Source organism: Azoarcus sp. Soil_N_20 (assembly GCF_057656155.1).
Map to the genome: position 1 here is coordinate 178,422 of NZ_JBDGKX010000008.1, position 20,807 is coordinate 199,228.

13 protein-coding genes and 1 tRNA gene are annotated in these 20,807 nt (G+C 64.2%); 8 read left to right on the forward strand and 6 right to left on the reverse strand.

Features of this window, described 5'->3' with window-relative positions:
- Positions 1-66 precede the first annotated feature (66 nt).
- The 3 genes from AC3A35_RS17350 to AC3A35_RS17360 form a co-directional block, all read right to left on the reverse strand.
- Positions 67-981, reverse strand: coding sequence for a hypothetical protein (locus AC3A35_RS17350; RefSeq protein WP_487437448.1), 915 nt, complete (start codon positions 979-981; stop codon positions 67-69).
- A 16-nt stretch (positions 982-997) separates the two neighbouring features.
- Positions 998-3,571 (reverse strand): cytochrome c, encoded by a 2,574-nt coding sequence (locus AC3A35_RS17355; RefSeq protein WP_487437449.1) that lies wholly within the window; start codon positions 3,569-3,571, stop codon positions 998-1,000.
- Positions 3,572-3,880: 309 nt separating this feature from the next.
- Entirely contained in the window at positions 3,881-4,330 is a 450-nt protein-coding gene (locus tag AC3A35_RS17360; protein ID WP_487437492.1) for a MaoC family dehydratase, read from the reverse strand.
- 370 nt (positions 4,331-4,700) lie between these two features.
- Between AC3A35_RS17360 and AC3A35_RS17365 the strand changes: the two genes are divergently transcribed.
- The 7 genes from AC3A35_RS17365 to AC3A35_RS17395 all read left to right on the forward strand — a co-directional run bounded on the left by AC3A35_RS17365 (position 4,701) and on the right by AC3A35_RS17395 (position 15,577).
- On the forward strand, positions 4,701-6,083 hold the full coding sequence (locus tag AC3A35_RS17365) for a TIGR03013 family XrtA/PEP-CTERM system glycosyltransferase (RefSeq protein ID WP_487437450.1): 1,383 nt from the start codon (positions 4,701-4,703) through the stop codon (positions 6,081-6,083).
- An 86-nt stretch (positions 6,084-6,169) separates the two neighbouring features.
- Entirely contained in the window at positions 6,170-8,254 is a 2,085-nt protein-coding gene (prsK, locus tag AC3A35_RS17370) for an XrtA/PEP-CTERM system histidine kinase PrsK (protein WP_487437451.1), read from the forward strand.
- On the forward strand, positions 8,247-9,605 hold the full coding sequence (gene prsR / locus AC3A35_RS17375; RefSeq protein WP_487437452.1) for a PEP-CTERM-box response regulator transcription factor: 1,359 nt from the start codon (positions 8,247-8,249) through the stop codon (positions 9,603-9,605). The genes prsK and prsR overlap by 8 nt, the downstream gene beginning before the upstream one ends.
- A 74-nt stretch (positions 9,606-9,679) precedes the next feature.
- Positions 9,680-12,412 carry an XrtA/PEP-CTERM system TPR-repeat protein PrsT gene (gene prsT / locus AC3A35_RS17380; RefSeq protein ID WP_487437453.1) on the forward strand — a complete coding sequence of 911 codons (2,733 nt, stop codon included), beginning with the start codon at positions 9,680-9,682 and terminating at the stop codon, positions 12,410-12,412.
- Positions 12,413-12,540: 128 nt separating this feature from the next.
- Positions 12,541-13,821 carry a nucleotide sugar dehydrogenase gene (locus tag AC3A35_RS17385; protein ID WP_487437454.1) on the forward strand — a complete coding sequence of 427 codons (1,281 nt, stop codon included), beginning with the start codon at positions 12,541-12,543 and terminating at the stop codon, positions 13,819-13,821.
- A gap of 59 nt (positions 13,822-13,880) precedes the next feature.
- A complete protein-coding gene (locus AC3A35_RS17390) occupies positions 13,881-14,789 on the forward strand; it encodes a lytic transglycosylase domain-containing protein (RefSeq protein WP_487437455.1) in 909 nt (302 codons plus the stop codon).
- Positions 14,790-14,851: 62 nt separating this feature from the next.
- Positions 14,852-15,577: a S1 family peptidase gene (locus AC3A35_RS17395; protein WP_487437456.1), complete on the forward strand. Its 726-nt coding sequence runs from the start codon at positions 14,852-14,854 to the stop codon at positions 15,575-15,577.
- 27 nt (positions 15,578-15,604) lie between these two features.
- Here AC3A35_RS17395 and AC3A35_RS17400 read toward each other — a convergent pair.
- Together AC3A35_RS17400 and AC3A35_RS17405 are read right to left on the reverse strand one after the other, a co-directional pair.
- Positions 15,605-15,679 (reverse strand) — tRNA-Arg (locus AC3A35_RS17400).
- Between the two features lie 34 nt (positions 15,680-15,713).
- Positions 15,714-17,852 (reverse strand): site-specific recombinase, encoded by a 2,139-nt coding sequence (locus AC3A35_RS17405; RefSeq protein ID WP_487437457.1) that lies wholly within the window; start codon positions 17,850-17,852, stop codon positions 15,714-15,716.
- 125 nt (positions 17,853-17,977) lie between these two features.
- Here AC3A35_RS17405 and AC3A35_RS17410 point away from each other — a divergent pair, with 125 nt between their 5' ends.
- A complete protein-coding gene (locus AC3A35_RS17410; protein WP_487437458.1) occupies positions 17,978-19,888 on the forward strand; it encodes an ATP-binding cassette domain-containing protein in 1,911 nt (636 codons plus the stop codon).
- A 7-nt stretch (positions 19,889-19,895) separates the two neighbouring features.
- On the opposite strand, the gene AC3A35_RS17415 is transcribed toward AC3A35_RS17410, so the two are convergent.
- Positions 19,896-20,795: an EF-hand domain-containing protein gene (locus tag AC3A35_RS17415; RefSeq protein ID WP_487437459.1), complete on the reverse strand. Its 900-nt coding sequence runs from the start codon at positions 20,793-20,795 to the stop codon at positions 19,896-19,898.
- Positions 20,796-20,807: the final 12 nt, after the last annotated feature.

Genomic DNA, 20,807 nt, shown 5'->3' on the forward strand with positions numbered 1-20,807 from the left:
TCGCCCCCGATGCCGGCACGAATCGCGACCGTGGATCACGACACCGGATCCGGTATGCTCCGGCCGCTACCCGGAAACCATGCGCGCAGCGACGACCATGCGCTGCTGGGTACCGATCCAGCAGTCCTGCTGCACCTGGCCGGTCTTCATGAACTCGTCGCGGGCGCGTTCGGCGATGTCCTTGTTGTACAGGACGAAATTCACCACGAAGGCGCGATCCATGTAGGCGCGGCCGAGGTAGAAGCCGGGATAGACCATGCGGATCTCGTCGCGGATGGCAAATCCGTCGCGCCCGCCGAACTGGTCCGGCATGCGCCGGTAGCCCGGCAGTTCGTCGGTGAAGGCGTAGTCGATGATGATCGATTCGCGGCGACTGTCGAGCAGGCTCTGGCCGCAATAGAGCTTGGCCGGGAACAGGAGCCACTGGTCCTTGCCGTCGATGGTGGTCTTCTGCAGCGGGTTTTCGTCACTTTCCTCGACCAGACCCAGCTTCTTCAGCGTGGTGAGGTCCTCGATGCGGTTACGCAGCAGGCCTTCGTCGCGATAGAAAACCTTGCCTTTCCACAGGATTTCGCCGACCGCATCGAGCTTGGCGCCGGCGACGTTCACCAGCAGCCCCTTCAAACCGCCGCCGGCGATCTCCGACAGGCGCAGCTTGCCGCTGCCGCCACGGGGAAAGAACAGGTCGCCCTCGAACGCACCATCCGGAATCGGCCCCGCGGTCAGCCGGGCGTAGATCTGGTCGATCTGCTCCTGGTCGAGGAAGGACAGGTTCTTCGGCGTGATCTTGTACAGGTCGGCGGTCGACAGCGGGTGGCGGTAGTCGAGCTGGGCAAAGTCCGGCTTGGCGGCGTAGCCCTCGGCGTACGGCGCGAACGCGATCTCGGGCGCGGCCTTGTCGGCGCTGTCGAAGAAGCCGCAGCCGGAAACGGCCAGCACGGCGACGCAAGTGGCGCGAATGGCGAGCGTGGCATGGTTCATGGCGTCCTCCGTGCATTCACAGCGTGGCCAGGAAGGCGATCAGCGCCTGCTTGTCCGCGTCGGGCAGGTCCTCGCCAAAGCGGTGACCTTCGTTCTCGATCTCGGCGGTGCAACTGCTGTAGGTCTGCTTGATCAGGTGCGGCCGCGCCTTGAGCGCGTCGACCAGCGCGCTCGGCTTGCCCGCGAGCTCGGCGCCGATTGCCTTCAGGTCTTCGAGCACCCGGCCGCCGGTCTCTGCGCCGAAGCGCTGGGTCAGGCTTGCCTCCAGCTCCTCGGGTGCGGTCCTGGCCCGCACCAGATCGACGACGAACTGCTTGTGCTGGAAGTTGCCGATGGTTCCGGCGGTGACGCCGCGGCCACCGATCTCGCTGGGGATGGTGAGCTCGAGGCCGAGCAACTTCTCCTTGTCGGTCCCGTCCCACAGCCGCGGGCCGATGCGCATGGTGACGTCCTCGTTGAGCAGGGTCACCTTGGGGATGCGCCGGGCCGGGTTCAGCAGTTCCTCCATCGAGGCCTTGTACAGCCGGTAGCGTCCGTCGACGCTGGGGTCGTACTCGAAGCACGCCGGTTGCTGGTCCGCCGGCAGCAGCTGGGCGGTGTTGCCATCGACGTAGCGCGGACGCCTGGCATAGAAGTCGTTGGCGGCGGTCTGCGGTTTGCCGCACAGCTCGGGACCGAGCGCATTGTTGTGCAGGAAGGGTGCGTGTGCCCACAGGTTGAGCAGCGACAGGTTGCGATAGTGGCCGCGGCCGCCGTCACCGGGTTCCTTCACATTGGGGTCGGGGGCCTGGGCGCGCAGGGTTTCCGAGCCATATTCCTGCCACACGCGGCCGCTCATGTGGTTCGAGTGGAGGGCGCGACAGCGGAACGTGCCGACTTCGGACACCGGTGTGCTGCGGTCGTTTCCGAGCCAGTCCTCGCGCAGGCCGGTGGCAAGATCGAGTTTGTGGAAATCGAGGCTGGCCAGTTGACCGCTCGCGGCTTCGGCCTGGCTGGAGTGGCAGCGCGCGCAGGTGCTGGCGTAGATCTCGCGTCCGCGCGCTACCGCGCCGGTGCCGAACTCGCCCTCGAGATCGGCAATCAGGTCCTGATCGGTGTAGCGGGCGGTGGGCGTGGCCGCGCGCAGCACGTTTTCGCGCGCTTCGCGCAGATCGGTGGCGTTGGCCTCCGCCGACATGAAGAAGTCGAGGATATTCGTCAGCCTGTCCTCGATCGCGCGGAAGTTGGGACAGTCGCGCCGGCACTGGCCGATGTCGAACGGCGTCTGGCCAAAGCCGCGTTGCTGCGGATCGAGCTGGCGCAGATCGGAGAGGTGGTTCATCCAGCACTGCTCGGAACATGAGCCGATGTTGAAATACACGCGCTGGATGGCCTCGAGGGCACCGATCGAGTCTTCACCGCCCTTGAGGATGTGATGCACGGTCTCCTGCTGCAGCGACTTTTTCCAGCACTTCCCGTCGCGGCCGGGTTCGCACCAGCAGCTCGCCTCATCCTTGTCGTCGCCGCAGGAGCTGACCTTGCGCCATTTGAGCACCGACTCGTCGGCGAAAGTCGGGCGTTTGGCGATGTTGATCAGCGCATTGATGGTGCCGGGGTTGTTCACTTGGTCGGTGGGGATGGCCGAGGTGTCGCTGGCGCCGGGGCGTGCATGGGCGAACATCTGCCATTCGAGGGTATTGCTGGCCATGCCCGAGACCATGATCTCGGAGATTCGGGTGTACTGGTTGCCGATCAGGCCCTTGATGTTCTCCCACTCCGGTTCTGCGGGGTCGGCAGGCGGGTTGAGCGGGTCGAAGGCGATGTGGCACGAACCGCACGAGGTGCCGATCAGGAAGGGAGGCTCGATCGCGCCGTCCTGCAGGTGCGAGCGCGCCGCCTCGCTGCCGCCGCCGGCCGCGGCGATCGGACGGTTGTAGCCTTCCCAGCTTCCCGGGGCGCCGTTGAGGCGCTGCCACGCCTCCTTGTCGAAGCGCGGGTTCGGGAACTTGCGGATGCCCAGTGCGCCGGTCGAGGTGCCGAAGCGCAGGTCGCAGGCCGAGTGACGCTGGTCGGCGGGGCCATGGACCTCGTCCGTTCGCAACGGCGCATCACGGAAATCGCAGGCCGGATCGCGATAGCCGCCACGGCCGACGTAGCCGAGCAGTTCCTCGTCGCCCGGGCACCAGTCGAGGCCGTAGGTCTCGTCGAAACTCTTCGCCGGGCAGTTGTCCGTGCCTGGCGTGCAGCACGACGGGTCGTTGATGATCCCCCAGGCGCGAAAGCGGTCGCCGCGCTGGTCGCCGCGCAACACCCGGTACCAGTCGATGAGTACGCCGACGCGCTGCTGGAAGACGTAGGTGTGGAAGCGCTCGTTGCCCGCGGTGGCCTTGAACCAGATCAGGCGGCCGGCGCACTCGGATGCGTCGAGCCCCTCGCGCGCGCAGGCCTCATAGTAGGGCGTGTCCTGCTCGTGTACCACCTGTGCGACTGCGGCTGGCTTGCCTTCGGCAACCGCTGCCGGTGCGGCGGCGGGCGGCGTGGTTGCCGTGAGCGGAATCGCCACGGCAACCACCACGGCGAACAGAGTGGCAACAACCAGCACACGCTTCACGATGCGTCCTCCCTGCTGGGCGGGGCGACATCGGGCGATGCGGCATGATGGCGCGCCCTAGGGGAGACGCAAGGATCTTTCCGCCTGGGATTCCATACGTTTCCGCACTACGGCACGACTCCGGCCAGCCTCTCTGTCGGCCCGGAAAGAGCACCCCAAGATGGACGCGGTGCTCTCGTCGTTTATTTCTGGTAATTCATTCATAGCCGGAAATAACCCATTTGCAAGAACCGGAGCGCTGTATGTCGGGCCCGAAGCGGCGCTGAGACCGGGGTCGGCAGGCGACGCCGGTCGCAGTTCAGGCCTGGTTCAGGCGCGCGGCGGGATGAAGATCTCGGCTTCGCCGGTCAGAACCTCGGTCGCGCCCACCGTGCAAACCGTCGAGAACACGGCCCGCCGCTTTTCGGGTTTCAGCGCGGTCAGGGTCACCCGTGCAACAACCGTGTCGCCAACCTTCACCGGCGCCTTGAACTTCAGGGTTTGCGAGAGGTAGATGCAGCCCGGGCCCGGCAGGCGCGTGCCGAATACGGTCGAGATGTAGGCCGCCGAGAGCATTCCATGTGCGATCCGGCCCCCGAACATCGTGCTGGCCGCAAACTCGCCATCCAGGTGCACCGGATTGGTGTCTCCCGACACGCCGGCAAACATGAGGATGTCGGCATCGGTGACGGTCCGGGAGGCGGCCGCCGTCATGCCTTCCTTGAGGTCTTCAAAGTTGTAACCGTACATCTCCGAGAAGTCACGGATATCAGCGGGCATTGCATTCTCCTGATCGAAGCGGGACAAAACCGGTACGACAACGGGCTGGCAAGCCGATCGTCTCGAATGCTCGAGCATAGCGTATAAGCCTTGCAGCGAATGCTGTCGGCAGTGGGAACGGTGGGACGCGAGACAGTCATGCGACTGTGCTAAGATTCACCGTCAAAAAATAAGAAGTTATGATAAATTTTAATAAAAACAATGGCTTGAGATCGTTCTTTCGATTTGGGGGCGGGCTGATGTCGTTCGTGACCAGTTTAACGCGGAAGTGCTCGAGGATCCGCTATCGTGTTCATGGAAATCCGCACGGTTGCTTCCGCGACATGTTGCCGTTGCAGGGCCGCGTTATCACTGGCTACAAGGGACCATCATGCTGAAGGTATTCAGTCACTATTTTCCTTCACATACGTTGCAACAGATCTTCCTGGACGCACTGCTTCTTTTCGTCGCCGTGGTCGTTGCCGTCACCTTCCAGCTTCATGCAGAGGCGATCGAGTGGGCGGTACTCGTGCCTTCGGCCCTGGTGTTTGCGGTCGCCATGGTGGTGTTGAACTCGGCCATGGGGCTCTATCGCCCTGCTGCGGACGACTCCCAGCGCTCGGCGGTGGTCCGCGTGCTGCTTTCCGTGGTGGTCAGCCTGCCGGTGGCGTACGGCGTCTTTCACCTGCTTCCGTGGTCGGTGTTCACCTCGGCGGCCATGCAGGCGTCGGTCCTGCTGTTGCTCGGGGTCGTGCTGTCCATGCGCGCGATGGTGAACCGGCGCCAGTCGTCGGCACTGTTCGCACCGCGTGTTCTCATTATCGGCACCGGTCCTGATGCCGTGACCGTTCAACGCGCCCTGTCGCACCCCGCTCAAGGCGGGATGGAGGTCGTCGGCTTCTTCTCTCCGGGAGGGGACGATGCGGTCGAGGTCGATCCGCGCAAAGTCCTGTCGGGCGGGGGGCTGGTCGAAACGGTCAAGCGTCTGCGGGTGAGCGAGGTGATTGTCGCGGTTCGCGAGCGTCGCGGCGGGGTGCTGCCGTTGCGGGAGCTTCTCGACTGCAAGCTCGCCGGCATACGGGTGCTGGACCTGTCGTCGTTCTTCGAGCGCGTACAGGGACAGGTGCGGGTCGACTCGCTGCGCGCGAGCTGGCTCATCTATGGCGACGGATTTCGGCAGAACTTCGGTCGGACAGTGATCAAGCGCAGTTTCGACCTGCTCGCGGCGCTCGGGCTGCTGATCATTGCCGCACCGGTCATGCTGGTCACGATGTTGTTGATCCTGTTCGAGGACGGTGGGCCGGTGTTCTACCGTCAGGAACGCGTGGGTCACGGCGGCAAGATCTTCAAGGTGACCAAGTTCCGCAGCATGCGCACCGACGCGGAGAAGGATGGAAAGCCGCGCTGGGCTGCGTCCAACGACGATCGTGCGACGCGTGTTGGGCGGGTGATCCGCAAGCTGCGCATCGATGAATTGCCCCAGCTTCTGAATGTGCTGGTCGGCGACATGAGTCTGGTCGGCCCGCGTCCCGAGCGGCCCTACTTTGTGGACCAGCTGGCGCGCGAGATTCCCTTCTATGGTGTCCGCCACTGTGTCAAGCCCGGCGTGACCGGCTGGGCCCAGGTACGGTACCAGTACGGGTCGTCAGTTGATGATGCGATCCAGAAGCTGCAGTACGATCTGTACTATGTGAAAAACCATACGCTGGTGCTCGATACCCTGGTGCTTTTCGAGACGGTTCGGGTCGTCCTGACCGGAGAGGGGGCGCACTGAGCTTTTCGGCATTCCCTTGCCGCCCGGGAGTATCGTTCGCCGGAGTTGCAGATATCTGCCGGAAGTTCTGGCGCAGGGGGTAAGCGTTGGCTGATTTTGCGGTGTGGGGCTACGGTCTCGCAGCCTTTGCCTATTTCGGGTTCGGTGTCTATCTCTATGCAGCGTGGCGGGGTGCCCCCCAGGGCGGTGTACTTCTCCTCGCGGTAGCGACGTCGTGTGCATGGGCGCTGTCCGGCGCCTGGTTTGCGAGCAATCCGGTCTCATGGCTGTTCCAGCTTGCACTGGTGCTCGATGTTTTTCGCTCGGGTGCCTGGTTCGCTTTTCTCCTGATCCTGTTGCGACCGCTTCTGGCGCAAGGCATGCGCTGGCCGTTCGTGGTCTCCTTGCTGGTCGTGACGGCGCAGTTGCTCGGCGTGGTGCTGGCGGGATTCGAGTTGTTACCCGACCAGATCATGTCGCGGTCGGCGATTGCGCTGTCCCTCGCGTCGGCGGTGCTCGGGCTGGTATTGGTCGAGCAGGTCTATCGCGGTATGCCGGTCGAGGCGCGATGGGGGCTCAAACCCTTGTGTCTCGGTTTGAGCGCCGGCTACATGTTCGAACTCTACCTCTTTGCCGAAGCCTTCCTGTTTGGCCGCCTGGATCCCGACATCTGGGCCGTGCGCGGTCTCGCGCACGCCCTCGTGCTGCCGTTGATCGCGCTGTCGGGAGCGCGCAATCCCTCATGGTCGTTGAGGATGTCCCTGTCGCGGGAAGTGGTCTTCCACTCCACCGCCCTGGCAGTCGCCGGCCTGTACCTGTTGATCGTCGCGGGTGCCGGATACTACGTCCGCTATTTCGGGGGGGACTGGGGCAGGGCGTTGCAGGCGACCTTGATGTTTGCGGCACTGGTCCTGCTCGCGGTGTTCATTTTTTCCGGCGCCCAGCGCGCGCGACTGCGGGTATTCATCAACAAGCATCTGTTTCCCTATCGCTACGACTATCGTACCGAATGGTTGCGCTTCACCCAGGCCCTGTCGTCCTCCGACGGGAAGCTGGATTTTGGCCAGTCCGTCATCAGGGCGCTGTCGGACCTGGTGGAGAGTCCGGGCGGGAGTCTGTGGATGCGGGGGGGCGACGGCAGCTTCGCGGTCTATTCGCGGCTGAATCAACAGGCAACCGAGTTTCGCGAGCCGAGCGACTCGCCGCTGATCCGGTTCATGGACGAGCGCGAATGGGTGATCAATCTGGAGGAGTACCGCTTCAGTCCGGCAGTGTACAAGGGGCTCGTGTTGCCGGAATGGCTCGCGTATTTTCCCGAGGCCTGGCTGTTGGTGCCGCTCAAGAGCGGCGGCAACCTGGTCGGTTTCGTCGTTCTTACCGCTCCGCGTGCCCCGTTCGAGATCGACTGGGAGGTCCTCGACCTCCTGAAGACCGCCCAGCGGCAGGCGGCCAGCTACCTCGAGCGGATGCAGTCGGCAGAGGCGCTTCTCGAGGCGCAAAAATTCGAGTCGTTCAACCGGATGTCGGCGTTCGTCGTGCACGATCTGAAGAATCTGGTGGCGCAATTGTCGTTAATGCTCAAGAACGCCGAGCGGCATCGCCACAATCCCGCATTTCAGGACGACATGCTCGAAACCGTGGCGCATGTGGAGTCGCGCATGCGCGGACTGATGACGCAACTGCAGGAGAAGCGCTCGATCGATCCGCCCCGGGCGGTGGACATTTCCGCGGTTGTCGAAGGCATCAGATTCCGCAAGCGCGATCAACTGCCGCCGCTCGATCTGAGCGTCCCCGCCGAGGGCGAGGGCATCGTGCTGGCTCATCCCGAACGGCTCGAGCGCGTGATCGGACACATCGTGCAGAATGCTCTTGAAGCGACTCCGGAGGATGGTAAGGTGTCAGTACGAGTGCATTCCGAAGAGGCGGGCAGAATCCGTGTCATTGTCGAGGACACCGGGCGCGGCATGTCCGAGAGCTTTCTCAGGGATCGCCTTGCGCGCCCGTTCGAAACGACCAAGGCCAGCGGCATGGGAATCGGTGTTTTCGAAACCCGTCAGTACGTCAGGGAACTGGGTGGCGACGTGCGTTTCGAGAGCGAGGAAGGCGTGGGTACCAGGGTGACGGTAGATCTGCCGCGGATCGCCCGTACCAGTTCAGGTGAAGACCAGGGAGTCATCAGTCAGCATGGCTGAGAAGCAGCGAACCTTACTGATCGTCGAAGACGATCTCACCCTTCAGAAGCAGATGCGGTGGGCGTTTGACGGGTTTGAAACGGTACTGGCAAGCGACCGTGAGAGCGCGATTGCGCAGTTGCGTCGTCACGAACCCGCGGTGGTGACGATGGACCTCGGTCTGCCACCCGCGCCCGACGACGTATCCGAGGGTTTTCTGCTCCTTGCAGAAATGCTTGTGCTGATGCCCGATACCAAAGTCATCGTCCTGACCGGGCAGCACGACCGCGAAAATGCGGTGCGCGCAGTGGGCATGGGCGCCTATGATTTTTTCGGCAAGCCGTTCGAACCCGATCTGCTGGCGTTGACCATCGAGCGGGCCTTTCGCCTGCACGATCTGCAGGCCGAGAACGCGAGACTCAAGCAGCTTCAGTCCGGAGCGCTCGCGGGGCTGCTTACGCGTGCGCCGTCGATGCTCAAGGTGTGCCGTACGATCGAGAAGGTCGCATCCGCCGCGGCCACGGTCACCCTGCTGGGCGAGAGCGGCACCGGCAAGGAAGTGCTCGCGCGCGGCTTGCATTCGATGTCGCCGCGGGTCAAGGAGCGCTTTGTCGCGATCAACTGCGCGGCGATTCCCGAGAACCTGCTCGAGAGCGAGTTGTTCGGCTACGAGAAAGGGGCGTTCACGGGCGCGGCAAAACAGACCCTCGGCAAGATCGAGACCGCCCACAAAGGCACGCTGTTCCTCGATGAAATCGGCGATCTGCCGATGTCCTTGCAGGCCAAGCTGTTGCGTTTCCTGCAGGAGCGGGTGATCGAGCGTATCGGCGGGCGCCAGGAGATTCCCGTCGATGTGCGGGTGGTGTGCGCGACGCACCGCGATCTCAAGGCCCAGATCCAGGCCGGCCTGTTCCGCGAGGACCTCTATTACCGTCTGGCCGAGATCGTGGTCGCGATTCCGCCCTTGCGCGATCGGGAAGGTGACGCCGTCCTGCTTGCGCATGCCTTTGCGCAGCGCTTTGCCGCGGAGAACGGGCGCGGCTCGATGCATCTGGCAGAGGATGCGATTCCGGCCATCGAGGCGCACGCATGGCCGGGCAATGTGCGCGAACTCGAGAACTGTCTCAAACGTGCCGTGATCATGGCCGACTCCAACCGCATCTCGGCCGAGGATCTCGGACTGGCCGGTGTGGACGAGGCCCTCGATCATCTAAATTTAAGACATGTCCGCGATGAAGCCGAACGCCGGGCGGTGCTGCGCGTCATTGCCCGAACCAATGGCAATATTGCCAAAGCCGCCGAAATTCTGGGCGTCAGTCGGCCGTCCTTATACGACCTCATGAATCGATTCGGATTGAAGAAGGAGAACTGATCTTGTCTGCCCCCCGTAACAAACCGAGCAATGCTGCCTGGTCCAATCGGGCCCGCGCCACCGCAACCGCGCTTGTGTCTGCGCTGGTGCTGGCAGGCTGCAGCGACAGCCCCGAGGCCATGATCGATTCGGCCAAGGCCTACTTGGCCAAAAACGATATCAACGCCGCCTCCATCCAGTTGAAGAACGCGTTGCAGGAGAACGGAAATCTGGCAGAAGGCCGCTTCCTGCTGGGCAGAATCAATCTGGAACAGGGGAATGTACCCGGTGCGGTCAAGGAGTTGCTGCGCGCCGAGGAGCTCGGTTATCCGGCCGATCAGGTCACGCCCTTGCTCGCCCGCGCACTGCTGCGTTCGGCCCAATTCGATCGCGTGCTGAAGGACTACGGGAACACGACGCTCGGCGACCCCGCGGCCCAGGGCCAGTTGCTGACCGTGATTGGCGAAGCCCGCCTTGCCAAGGCCGATGTCGCCGCGGCACGAAGTGCTTTTGAATCCGCACTTTCGATCAGCCCCGAAAACGGCCTGGCGCGCGTGGGCCTGGGGCGCGCCAAGCTCTTGTCCGGCGATGCGGTGGGTGCTCAGGCGGAGGCTGAAGCCGCTGTGGCCCAGGACGCAGACCTGGTCGAAGCGCAGGTACTGCTGGCCGACGCCATGCTCGCCCAGGGCAAGCCGGAGGCAGCGATCAAGGCGCTGGAGGCAGCCGTCCGTGCCCGTCCGGAAGCAGTCGGCCAGCACTTTGCGCTGATCTCCCTGCTCCTTCGCCAGAATGATTTCGACGCCGCGGCCAAGCAACTGGAAGCGATGAAGAAGATCGCGCCCAAGCATCCGTATACCCGCTACGTGCAGGCCTTCCTCGATTTTCAGAACGGCCGCATGGCCGAGGCCCGTGAGGGCGTACTGGACGTGGTCAAGAATGCACCGGACTTCGTGCCCGGGCAACTGCTTGCCGGATCGGTGCTGATGCGTCTGAACGAGCATGCGATGGCTCGCACGCATCTTGCCAATGTGCTGGCGCGTGCTCCCGGCCATATCCTCGCGCGCAGGCTGCTTGCCGCCTCGCATCTGGCGTCGGGGGAAGCCACCCGTGCGCTGGAAGTCGTTCAGCCGCTGCTGGCGACGCCGAATCCAGACCCCGCCATGCAGGGACTGGCGGGGCAGATCTATCTGGCCACGGGTGATTTTGAGAAGGCCGAGGTTTTCTTCGCGAAATCCGCGGCCGCAGCGCCCGATGACGCCAGCGCGCGTACCCGCCTGGGTGTTGCCCGGCTTGCCGGCGGCGATTCCGAAGGCGCGTTTGCAGACCTGGAGGCAGCTTCCGGCCTTGACGAGTCCTCGGGTCAGGCCGATCTGGCAATGATCCTCGCCTACATGCGGCGTAACGAGTTCGACAAGGCATTGGCGGCGCAGAAGACACTGGAGGGCAAGCGGCCGGATGATCCGCAAACCCACAATCTGAAAGGCGGAATCCTGCTCGCCAAGAAGGACCAGGCCGGTGCGCGCGCGGCTTTCGAGCACGCAGCAAAACTGAAGCCGGACTTTCTCCCGGCGCAGGTTAACCTTGCCCGGCTCGATCTCGCCGACAAGAAGCCCGATGCGGCCAAAGCCCGGTTCGAAAGCATCATCAAGCAGAACCCGAAAAACGTGGATGCGCTGCTCGCGTATGCCGACTTGCAGAACGCAACGGGAGCCAGTGCCGCGGAGGTGCTGGCGACCCTGGAGCGCGCGGCAGAGGCCGGCCCCGGCCTGCTTCCGCCGCGACTGGCGCTGGTCCGGCATCACCTGCGCAACCGCGAACCTGCCAAGGCAATGACCATTGCACAGCAGGCGACAAGCGCCCAGCCCAATGAGCCACGGGCGGTCGATGCGCTCGCACGCGCCCAACTGGCATCTGGTGAAACGCAGCAGGCCATGGCTTCGCTCAACAAGCTGGCAGGCCTCCTGCCGCAGTCGCCGGCCCCGCTGTTGCTGCTGGCGGAGGTGCAGCGTCAGGCGAAGGATGACACCGCTGCCGAGCAAAACCTGCGCAAGGCCCTGGCGCTCAAACCGGACCTGCTGGAGGCGCAGCAGCGGCTGATCGCCATTCAGGTTACCCGCGGGGATCGGGCCGGTGCGCTCGCTACCGCGAAGGCTGTTCAGAAGCAACGGCCCGATGCCGCGATCGGCTATGTGTTCGAAGGCGATGTGCTGGGGGAGGCCGGACGGTGGCCCGAAGCCGCAGCGGCCTATCGGAAAGCCGCCGACCGGGGGAAGAGCGGAGAACTCGTGACCAAGCTGAACGGCGCCTTGATGCGTAGCGACCGAAAAGCCGATGCCGACAAGCTGATCGCCGAATGGCTGCGCGCCGAGCCGAAGGACCTGGTCGTGCGTGGCTACGTTGCCGAACGCGCGTTGTCCGAGAAACGCTATGCCGACGCCGCCAAGATGTTCAGCGAAATGAACGAACTGAAGCCTGGCAATGCGCTGATCCTGAACAATCTGGCGTGGACTGCCGCTGCAACCAAGGATCGACAGGCCCTCGAGTACGCCGAGCAGGCCCTTGCATTGGCGCCGGACAATCCGGTCATACTCGATACTGCAGGCGTGATCCAGGTCGATTACGGACAGGCGGAGAAAGGTTTGGCCAATCTTTTGCGCGCTGTTTCGCTCGCACCAAATCTCCCGCCGCTGCGGTTGAATCTCGCCAAGGCCTATGCAAAGCTGGACCGGAAAGCGGATGCGCGCAAGGAACTCGAGATTCTGATGCCCAAGCTGAAGGAAGGAACTCCGGCGCATACGGAAGCCGCCGCGCTGTTGAAGACGCTGTGACCGGAGTGGTTTGACCCTGTCGTGTCTGTCATTCCTGCGCTGGCGGGACTCTGCCACATCGACGGGGGCCAGGAAGCAACAACAATGAATAAGCGGTTTTGTCAGGATTCGATCAAGGATATCAGTCAATGAGTACGATCGCCGTTATTGGTCTGGGCTATGTGGGTCTGCCGCTGGCAGTCGAATTCGGAAAGAAGTTCCGTACCATCGGGTTCGATCTTTCGGTCGAGAAGGTCGCGGCTTACCGCGATTTTGTCGATCCGACCGGGGAAGTCGCGGCGGAGGACCTTCGCGCCGCGACCCAGTTGAGCTGCCACACCGACCCTTCGGTACTGAAGGATGCGGACTTCATCATCGTGGCGGTTCCGACGCCCGTGGACGACGCCCATCAGCCGGATTTCACGCCGCTGGTCAAGTCCTCGCAGACCGTGGGGCGCAATCTCAAGCGTGGCGCGATCGTGGTGTATGAGTCGACCGTCTATCCGGGTGCAACCGAAGAGATCTGCATTCCGATCCTCGAGCGCGAATCCGGTCTGACCTGGAAGCAGGATTTCTTTGTCGGCTACTCGCCGGAGCGGATCAACCCGGGCGACAAGGAGCGCACCGTGACCAAGATCGTCAAGGTGGTGTCGGGAGACACGCCCGAGACGCTCGAGACGGTGAAACAGGTGTACGGCGCGGTGATCACCGCCGGGGTCTATCCGGCCAGTTCGATCAAGGTCGCCGAGGCGGCCAAGGTGATCGAGAACACCCAGCGCGATCTCAACATCGCGCTGATGAACGAGTTGGCGCTCATTTTCCACAAGATCGGGATCGATACGCTGGAAGTGCTCAAGGCGGCCGGCACGAAGTGGAATTTCCTCCCGTTCCGGCCGGGCCTGGTGGGCGGTCACTGCATCGGGGTCGATCCCTACTACCTGACCCACAAGGCCGACATGCTCGGCTATCACCCGCAGGTGATTCTTGCCGGACGGCGGATCAACGATGGAATGGGCAAATATGTGGCGGAGCAGACGGTCAAGGAAATGATCGGTGCCGGCTCCAGCATCAAGGGGGCCGATGTCATCGTGCTGGGTCTGACGTTCAAGGAGAACTGCCCGGATCTGCGCAACAGCAAGGTGATAGACGTGATCCGCGAACTGCAGAGCTACGGCTGCAAGGTGCACGTGCATGATCCGGTTGCCGAGTCGGACGAGGCCATGCACGAGTATGGTGTTGCACTCACCGCGTGGGACGATCTGCCCCAGGCCGGGGCGATCGTGGCTGCGGTTTCCCATATGGAATATTTGCAGATGCCGCTCGATCGCATGCTGGCCAAGCTGCTTGCGGGTGGGGTTTTCACCGACGTGAAATCGGCTTATGACATGACCGCGTTGAGCGCTGCCGGCGCGAAGGTGTGGCGTCTCTGACGCGTGCGGGCCGGCGACAAGAGGGAGGTGGGAGTGTGTCTGTATGGCGGCTGAGGCCGATGGCATGGAGTGTCCTTGGCGGAGCGCTATGCGCCTTTGCGCCTGCCCTTGCGGCGGCGGACAAGGGCCTTGCAACTGGGCCCCTTGCCAGACAGGCGCGCGCCCTTGCCGAGCAGGCCTTGAGTTATGAGCATGGCGAGGGCGTAAGGCGCGATCCCGGGCGTGCTGCCGCGCTCTACTGCGAGTCCGCGCGTCTGGGCAATCCCGACGCGATGTATGCGCTCGGCTGGATGTACGCGAACGCACGAGGCGTGACGCGCAATGACGAGTATGCGGGCACCCTGTTCGCGATGGCGGCTTCCCGCGGTAATGCCCATGCAGGTCGGATGATGCGCTACACGGGCGATTACACCGGTGCGGCGCCGGATTGCCTGCATTCGTCCCGCGCCACGATGCGCGAGGACCGGCCAGCGGATGAACTGATCGCTGCGATGTCGGGTGATCGCCAGCGTATCGCCCGGCTGCTGGTGGACCTTGCGCCGCGCTATGGCATACGGCCTCGCCTTGCGCTCGCCATTGCGCTGGCCGAGTCGAACCTCAACCCGGTCGCACTGTCGCCGAAAAATGCGATGGGGGTCATGCAGCTCATTCCGTCGACCGCCGCGCGCTTCAATGTGCGCAAGCCGCTCGATCCCGAGGACAACATCCGGGGCGGGCTTGCCTACCTGCGCTGGCTGCTGGCGTATTTCGAGGGGGATATCGCGCTCGCCGCCGCTGGCTACAATGCGGGCGAGGGCGCCGTCGAACGTTTCCGCGGCGTGCCGCCATATCGCGAAACGCGGCGCTATGTGGAGCGCATTCTCGCGTTTGTCCGCAACGCGCAGCACCCTTACGACAGCAGTGTCGTCGCGCCCAGTCAGGCGATCTCGACCCTGCGCCTGGCGGCACAAAAGGGCGGGGGCTCGTGAGGGTGTCTGTTGTCGGTGGTGGACGTCGTGGCGGGGCTCTGCTGCTCGGGATGCTGTGCTGGATGGCGATGCTGCCGGCACAGGCCGGGCTGGTCGAGGTCGTGCCCAGAATCAAGACGTCGGTGGTTGCGATTGGGACCTATCAGCGGACGCGCAGCCCGGCGTTCCGTTTTCTCGGCACCGGTTTTGCCGTCGGCAACGGGCACCTGATTGCGACCAATGCGCATGTCCTCCCCGACAGTGTCGGGGAGGACAGGCTTGAGATGCTGGTGGCCGTGCTGCCCGGTGATGAGCATACCCGTGCGGTTCGTCAGGTCACCCGCGTGAAGACAGACCTCAATCGTGACCTTGCGGTGCTTCGATTGGTGGGCGGGGAGCCGCTTCCGGCGTTGGTGCTGGCGGCTGGCACCCGGCCGCTCGAAGGTCAGTCGGTGGCCTTTACCGGCTTCCCCATCGGCAACGTACTGGGGATGACGCCGGTCACCCACCGCGGCATCATTGCTGCAATTACGCCGATCGGCATCCCGCAAGGTAATGCTCGCGATCTCAATCCGGCGCTGGTTCGGCGCCTGGCGGGCGAGGAATTCCGGGTGTATCAGCTCGACGCCACAGCCTATCCGGGCAATAGCGGCAGTCCGATGTTCAATCCCGATTCGGGCGAAGTGCTGGGGGTGATCAACATGGTGTTCGTGAAATCCACCAAGGAGAACGTGCTGAGCGACCCGTCCGGCATCAGCTACGCCATTCCGGTGGAACACCTGATCCGGTTGATCAACGGCCTGCAGTGAGCGGGCTGCGATTGCGGTGGTGCGAGCTGGTCTCCTCGGCGGGAATCGAACCCACATTTGCCGCTTAGGAGGCGGCTGTTCTATCCATTGAACTACAAGGAGGTCGGCCGGCATTCTAGCCGGTTGGCGCTGTGGCTCAAAGCGACGATTGTGGACGCGGGGCTTCGCCCTGACCGTTGACGGCCCCTGGCGGGCTTGCCGCCACTGCATCGGTGGGGTTGGCGCGGGCCGCGGGATCGGCTGCGGACCTGGATGTGGGGGCGTTCCCCGGCGGAATGAAGAACTCGTGCGGGCGGGTGAGCATGCGCCGTAGCATCAGGCTGCTCAGGGTACGGCCCTGAGCAAAGGTGATGCGACGGGCGCGCATCGCGACATAGAGCGTGAGGGTGAAGCTCACCACCAGGTTCACCAGGCCGATGAGCACGACGCCGAGCATGGCAACGGCCACCGTTTGCAGCGGCAGGCCGAAGTCGAAGGCGGCAATCGAGTAGCCGACGTAGGCCGATGAAAACGCGATGTGGCGGATGTCCATCGGCAAACCGAATAGCACCCCGACGGCCGTTGCGCCCCCGAGCAGGAAGCCGAAGAAGAAGTTACCTGCGAGCGCCCCCAGATTGTTCTCGACGTAAGCAGTGATGCGCAGCATGCGTGCTTCGCCGAACAGGCGTCGTGGCCAGCGCAATTGCAGCAGCCGTTGCGGTACGCGGTTGTAGGCCGAAAGGTTGTCGTAGTACCCCGAGATCAGTCCCGACAGGAACAGGCAGACACCGGCCACTGCGGCGAAGAACAGCGCGCCGCCAAGCGGATCGGCGTCCGCCAATAGGTGGTCCGCCGTGGCGGTGTCGATGAACGGCGTGCCCGAGGCCCTCAATACGGCGAGCGACAACACGATCGCCACCGGAATCGCCACCCCGACGTTGCCCAGAATCGCGGCGATCTGGCTGCGTACGGTACGCACGACCAGATCGGCCAGGTTGTCGAGATTGCGCGACTTGCCCCGGGTCTCGCCGATCGACGCGGCGATCGCGTTGGCGGTCATGGCCGGTTGTTTGGTGGCGACGGTGCCCCCGAGGACATGAATCAGCGCAAAGCCGATGCCATAGTTCAGGCAAAAGCTCAGCAGTTCGTTCAGCGGCGCGAAGCCCTGGCGGTCGAGGACGATCTTGATTGCACTCATCAGCGCAATGATCAGGCCACCAAGGGCGGCCGAGCGCAACATGCCGAAATATTCGCTGCGGTTCGAGGTGATGTAGTGTTCGCCGGTCTTGCTCGCGCTTTCGGTCATACGCAACGACAGCAGTTCGACGTTCGTTCCCCAGTAGTCCGACAGCCGGTTCTTGCGACATTCGGCGTGCACCAGTTCCTTGAACAGCATGACCGCGCGCGGCAGCAGGGGAAGCGCGTCGCGCGAGCCGTGCAGATCGCGCAACAGCCCGAGCAGCTCGCTCATGCGGTCGAGATGCTGACGCAATCTTTCGAGCTTGAAAGTCAGGGTGAGACTCGTTCCACTCCGGGTTGCGCGCCGGCGGATGCGTTGCAGCACTTCGTCGCACTGGTCGAGCATCACCGACAGATGCCCTTCGTCCTCCAGTGGCGTGTCCGGCTCGCACCACCAGGTCCGGTAATGGCCGAGATAGCGCACGACCTCGGCGTTCTGGGCGAGAAAGGGCGATTCGAACTCTTCGAGCTGCGGATCGACCCGGACCAGATCCGGATCGAGGCCGACCGCCGATACGTGATAGGACAGCATCCGCAGCGCTTCGAGGATTTCCGATACGGCGAATGGAAGCTCGCACGGAAGTTCGCCGTGGGCAGGTTCGACGACGACGGCCCGGTCCTCGGCGAGCAGGGTCCGAAGCAGGTCGATCCAGATCTCGTCCGCCACCGCATTGACCCAGATCTCGTCGTCCTGGCGGTGAAACACCACCGACAGCAGATCTTTCATGTAGCTCGTGTCGACGACGTCCGGCAGCAGGCGGTCGGAGATGCGGCGGGCGGTCTCGGAGAAGAAGCCGGTCGACGGCAGCAGGCCCGACGACACGTACAGCGACACCTGCTTGTGCTCGACGAAGAGGCGCAGAAACGATGCCTGAACCACGGCGCGCTGCTCGGGCCGGAGTGCGAGATCGCGGGTCAGCGCCCGTAGCGCCTCTCCGGCCTTTTCATGCTGGCTGGCGCGCGGCGGACGAATGCCGTCGATCAGCTCGACCCAGAGGGCGATCTGATCGGCTCCGGCGGCCGAGCGCGCGCAAAATTGCGCTAGAAGTGTTTCCATCCAGTAGATTCCCGAGTACACCAACGGTGGTGTGCTGCAATATGTTGCGCTGCATTATGCAGCTTCATGCCCTTCAGGGGTGCAGACCGTTAGAATTCGACTCTCCTGAAATCGCCGAGCACGCCATGCCCCTTCTTTCTGTCGACAACGCTTGCCTCGCCTTCGGACACGTCGACCTGCTCGATCATGCCGAATTTCAGCTCGACGCGGGCGAGCGTGTGGCCCTTATCGGACGCAATGGTTCCGGCAAGTCCAGCCTGCTTCGTGCGCTGGCCGGACAGGCAACGCTGGATGACGGCACGGTCTGGCGTCAATCCGGGCTAACCGTTGCCTACGTGCCGCAGGAGGCCGATTTTGCCCTCGATCGCGATGTTTTCGCTACTGTCGCCGACGGGCTGGGCGATGCTGCCCGCCTGCTGGTCGACTACCATGCCGCGATGGTGGCGGTGGCGGACGACACCGATCCGGCAGCCTTGTCGCGGCTTGATGCGTTGCAGCACGCGGTCGAGGAGGCCGACGGCTGGCGGCTCAACCAGAAGGTGGAGCAGATGCTCGGCCTGCTCGGGCTGCCCGCCGGGGTCAAGGTTTCCAGCCTTTCGGGCGGTGGAATCAAGCGCGTGGCGCTCGCCCGTGCGCTGGTCGCCGAGCCCGAGCTGCTGCTGCTCGACGAGCCGACCAATCACCTTGATCTCGACGGCATCCTGTGGCTCGAAGGGCTGATCCGGGATTTTCGCGGCACCGTGGTGGTGATCACCCACGACCGGGTGTTCCTCGATCATGTCGCCACCCGCATCGCCGAACTCGACCGTGGTCGACTGGCAAGCTATCCGGGGCGCTTCTCCGACTATCTGCAGCGCAAGGCCGAGGAGCTCGAGGCGGAGGCCAAGGCCAGCGCGCGCTTCGACAAGATGCTGGCGCAGGAAGAGGTCTGGATCCGCAAGGGCGTGGAGGCTCGACGCACCCGCAACGAAGGCCGGGTGCGTCGCCTCGAGGCCTTGCGTCGGGAGCGTGCGGCCCGACGCGATCGTCTGGGTGACGTCAATCTGGCGGTCGATCGCGGCGAAAAGAGCGGACAGATGGTCGCCGAACTGACCCACGTGTTCAAGCGCTTCGGCAAGGGTGAGGTGGTGCACGATTTTTCCACCCGGATCATGCGCGGTGATCGCATCGGCTTCATCGGCCCCAACGGGGCCGGCAAGACCACCCTGCTCAAGCTCATTCTCGGTGAGATCGAGCCGGACGAGGGCAGCGTCCGACTCGGTACCCGGCTGACGGTCGCCTACTTCGACCAGTTGCGCGCCCAGCTCGACCCCGAGCTGCCGCTGACCGAGGTGATCAGCCCCGGGTCGGAGTTCGTCGAGATCGGTGGGGAGCGCAAGCACGTCATCGGTTACCTGGGCGACTTCCTGTTCGCGCCGCAGCGTGCCCGCTCGCCGGTCAAGTCGCTGTCGGGCGGCGAGCGGAATCGCCTGCTGCTGGCCCGGCTGTTTGCGCGCCCGGCTAACGTGATGGTGCTCGACGAGCCGACCAACGACCTCGACATCGAAACCCTCGACCTGCTGGAAGAGTTGCTCGCCAACTACGATGGCACGCTGTTTCTGGTCAGCCACGACCGTGCCTTTCTGGATAACGTGGTCACCCAGGTCATCGCCGCCGAGGGCGACGGACGCTGGGGCGAGTATGCCGGCGGCTACGCCGAGTGGCAGCGGGTGCAGGCGGAGCGCGAGGCGCGTCGGCTGGCGGCCCAGCGTGCTCAGGCTGCGGTACCGAAGGCGGGCGGTGGTGACAGGCCCGCGGCGAAACGCAGCGACAAGCTGTCATTCAACGAGAAGCGCGAACTCGAGGGGCTTCCGGATCGGATCGCGGCGCTCGAAGCCGAGCAGGTCGCAGTGCAGGCGAAGCTGGCGGACCCGGCGCTCTACCAGAACGCACCGGCAGAGGTGGCGCAACTCAGCGCCCGTCTGGATGCGCTCGATGGCGAGATCGAGGCGGCCATGCTGCGCTGGGAGGCGCTCGAGAGCCGGATGGGAGGCTGAGCGGCGCTCAGAATATCCCGATCTGATGAAACCAGGCGGTGGCGGCCGCCGTGGCGAGGAACACCGCCAGATGGAAGACCGCCCACCATTGGTAGCGACGGGCGATGCGCTGCGGGTCGAGATCCGAAATCAGATACAGACGGTCGGCGGGTTTGCGTACCACATGAGTCTCGGGCGCCGCCAGCACGGCGTGGCGCTGGCGCTGGACTTCGCGCCGGGCCTGGGCGCGCGCGAGTTCCCACTCCTTGAGGTCGATGCTGCCGTCCCCGTTCAGATCGAAGCGTTGCAGCAGCTCGGGCGGGTTGGCTTTCCATTGCGCCAACAGATCGCGCACCTGTCCGGTGGTATCGAGTTCCGGGACAACGCTGCCCAGGGTGGTGAAATCCCCCAGCACGTAGATCGGATCATGCCGGATCAGCGACCACTGGATCTGACGCAGCTCGCCGCGCTCGTGCACGTCGCGGCGCCGGACCAGCATTTCTGCGCCTTCGGGATCGACCGCGCAGCTGCCGCTGCCGTCGTCGAGCAGGAAGGACGCATCGCTCTCGACCGTATTCTGATGGCGCCACTTGCCGTCACTGGTCTTGCGCAAGGTGGTGAGCCGGTACCAAAGTACCGGCAGGCCGTTGAGCGGCGACAGGACCGGGACGCCTGCGAGCGGCTGGCCGCGGCCGCGCAGTTCGGCATAGCCCTGGGCGGCGGACGAGACGCGTGACGTGGGGGTGTCGAGGATCAGTCGTGCATGCTGGACCGAGCGCAGCCAGCCGAACAGGCCGGTGGCGAGCAGGAGCGCGAGCGCGGCCACGCTGCCCCAGGCGGTATCGGTGTGCAGCGCGAAGGCGATCAGGCCGAGTTGGGCAAGCGGTAGCCCGGCATTGAAGCCGTCGCGGCGCAGACGCACGAGCATGCCTCAGCCCGC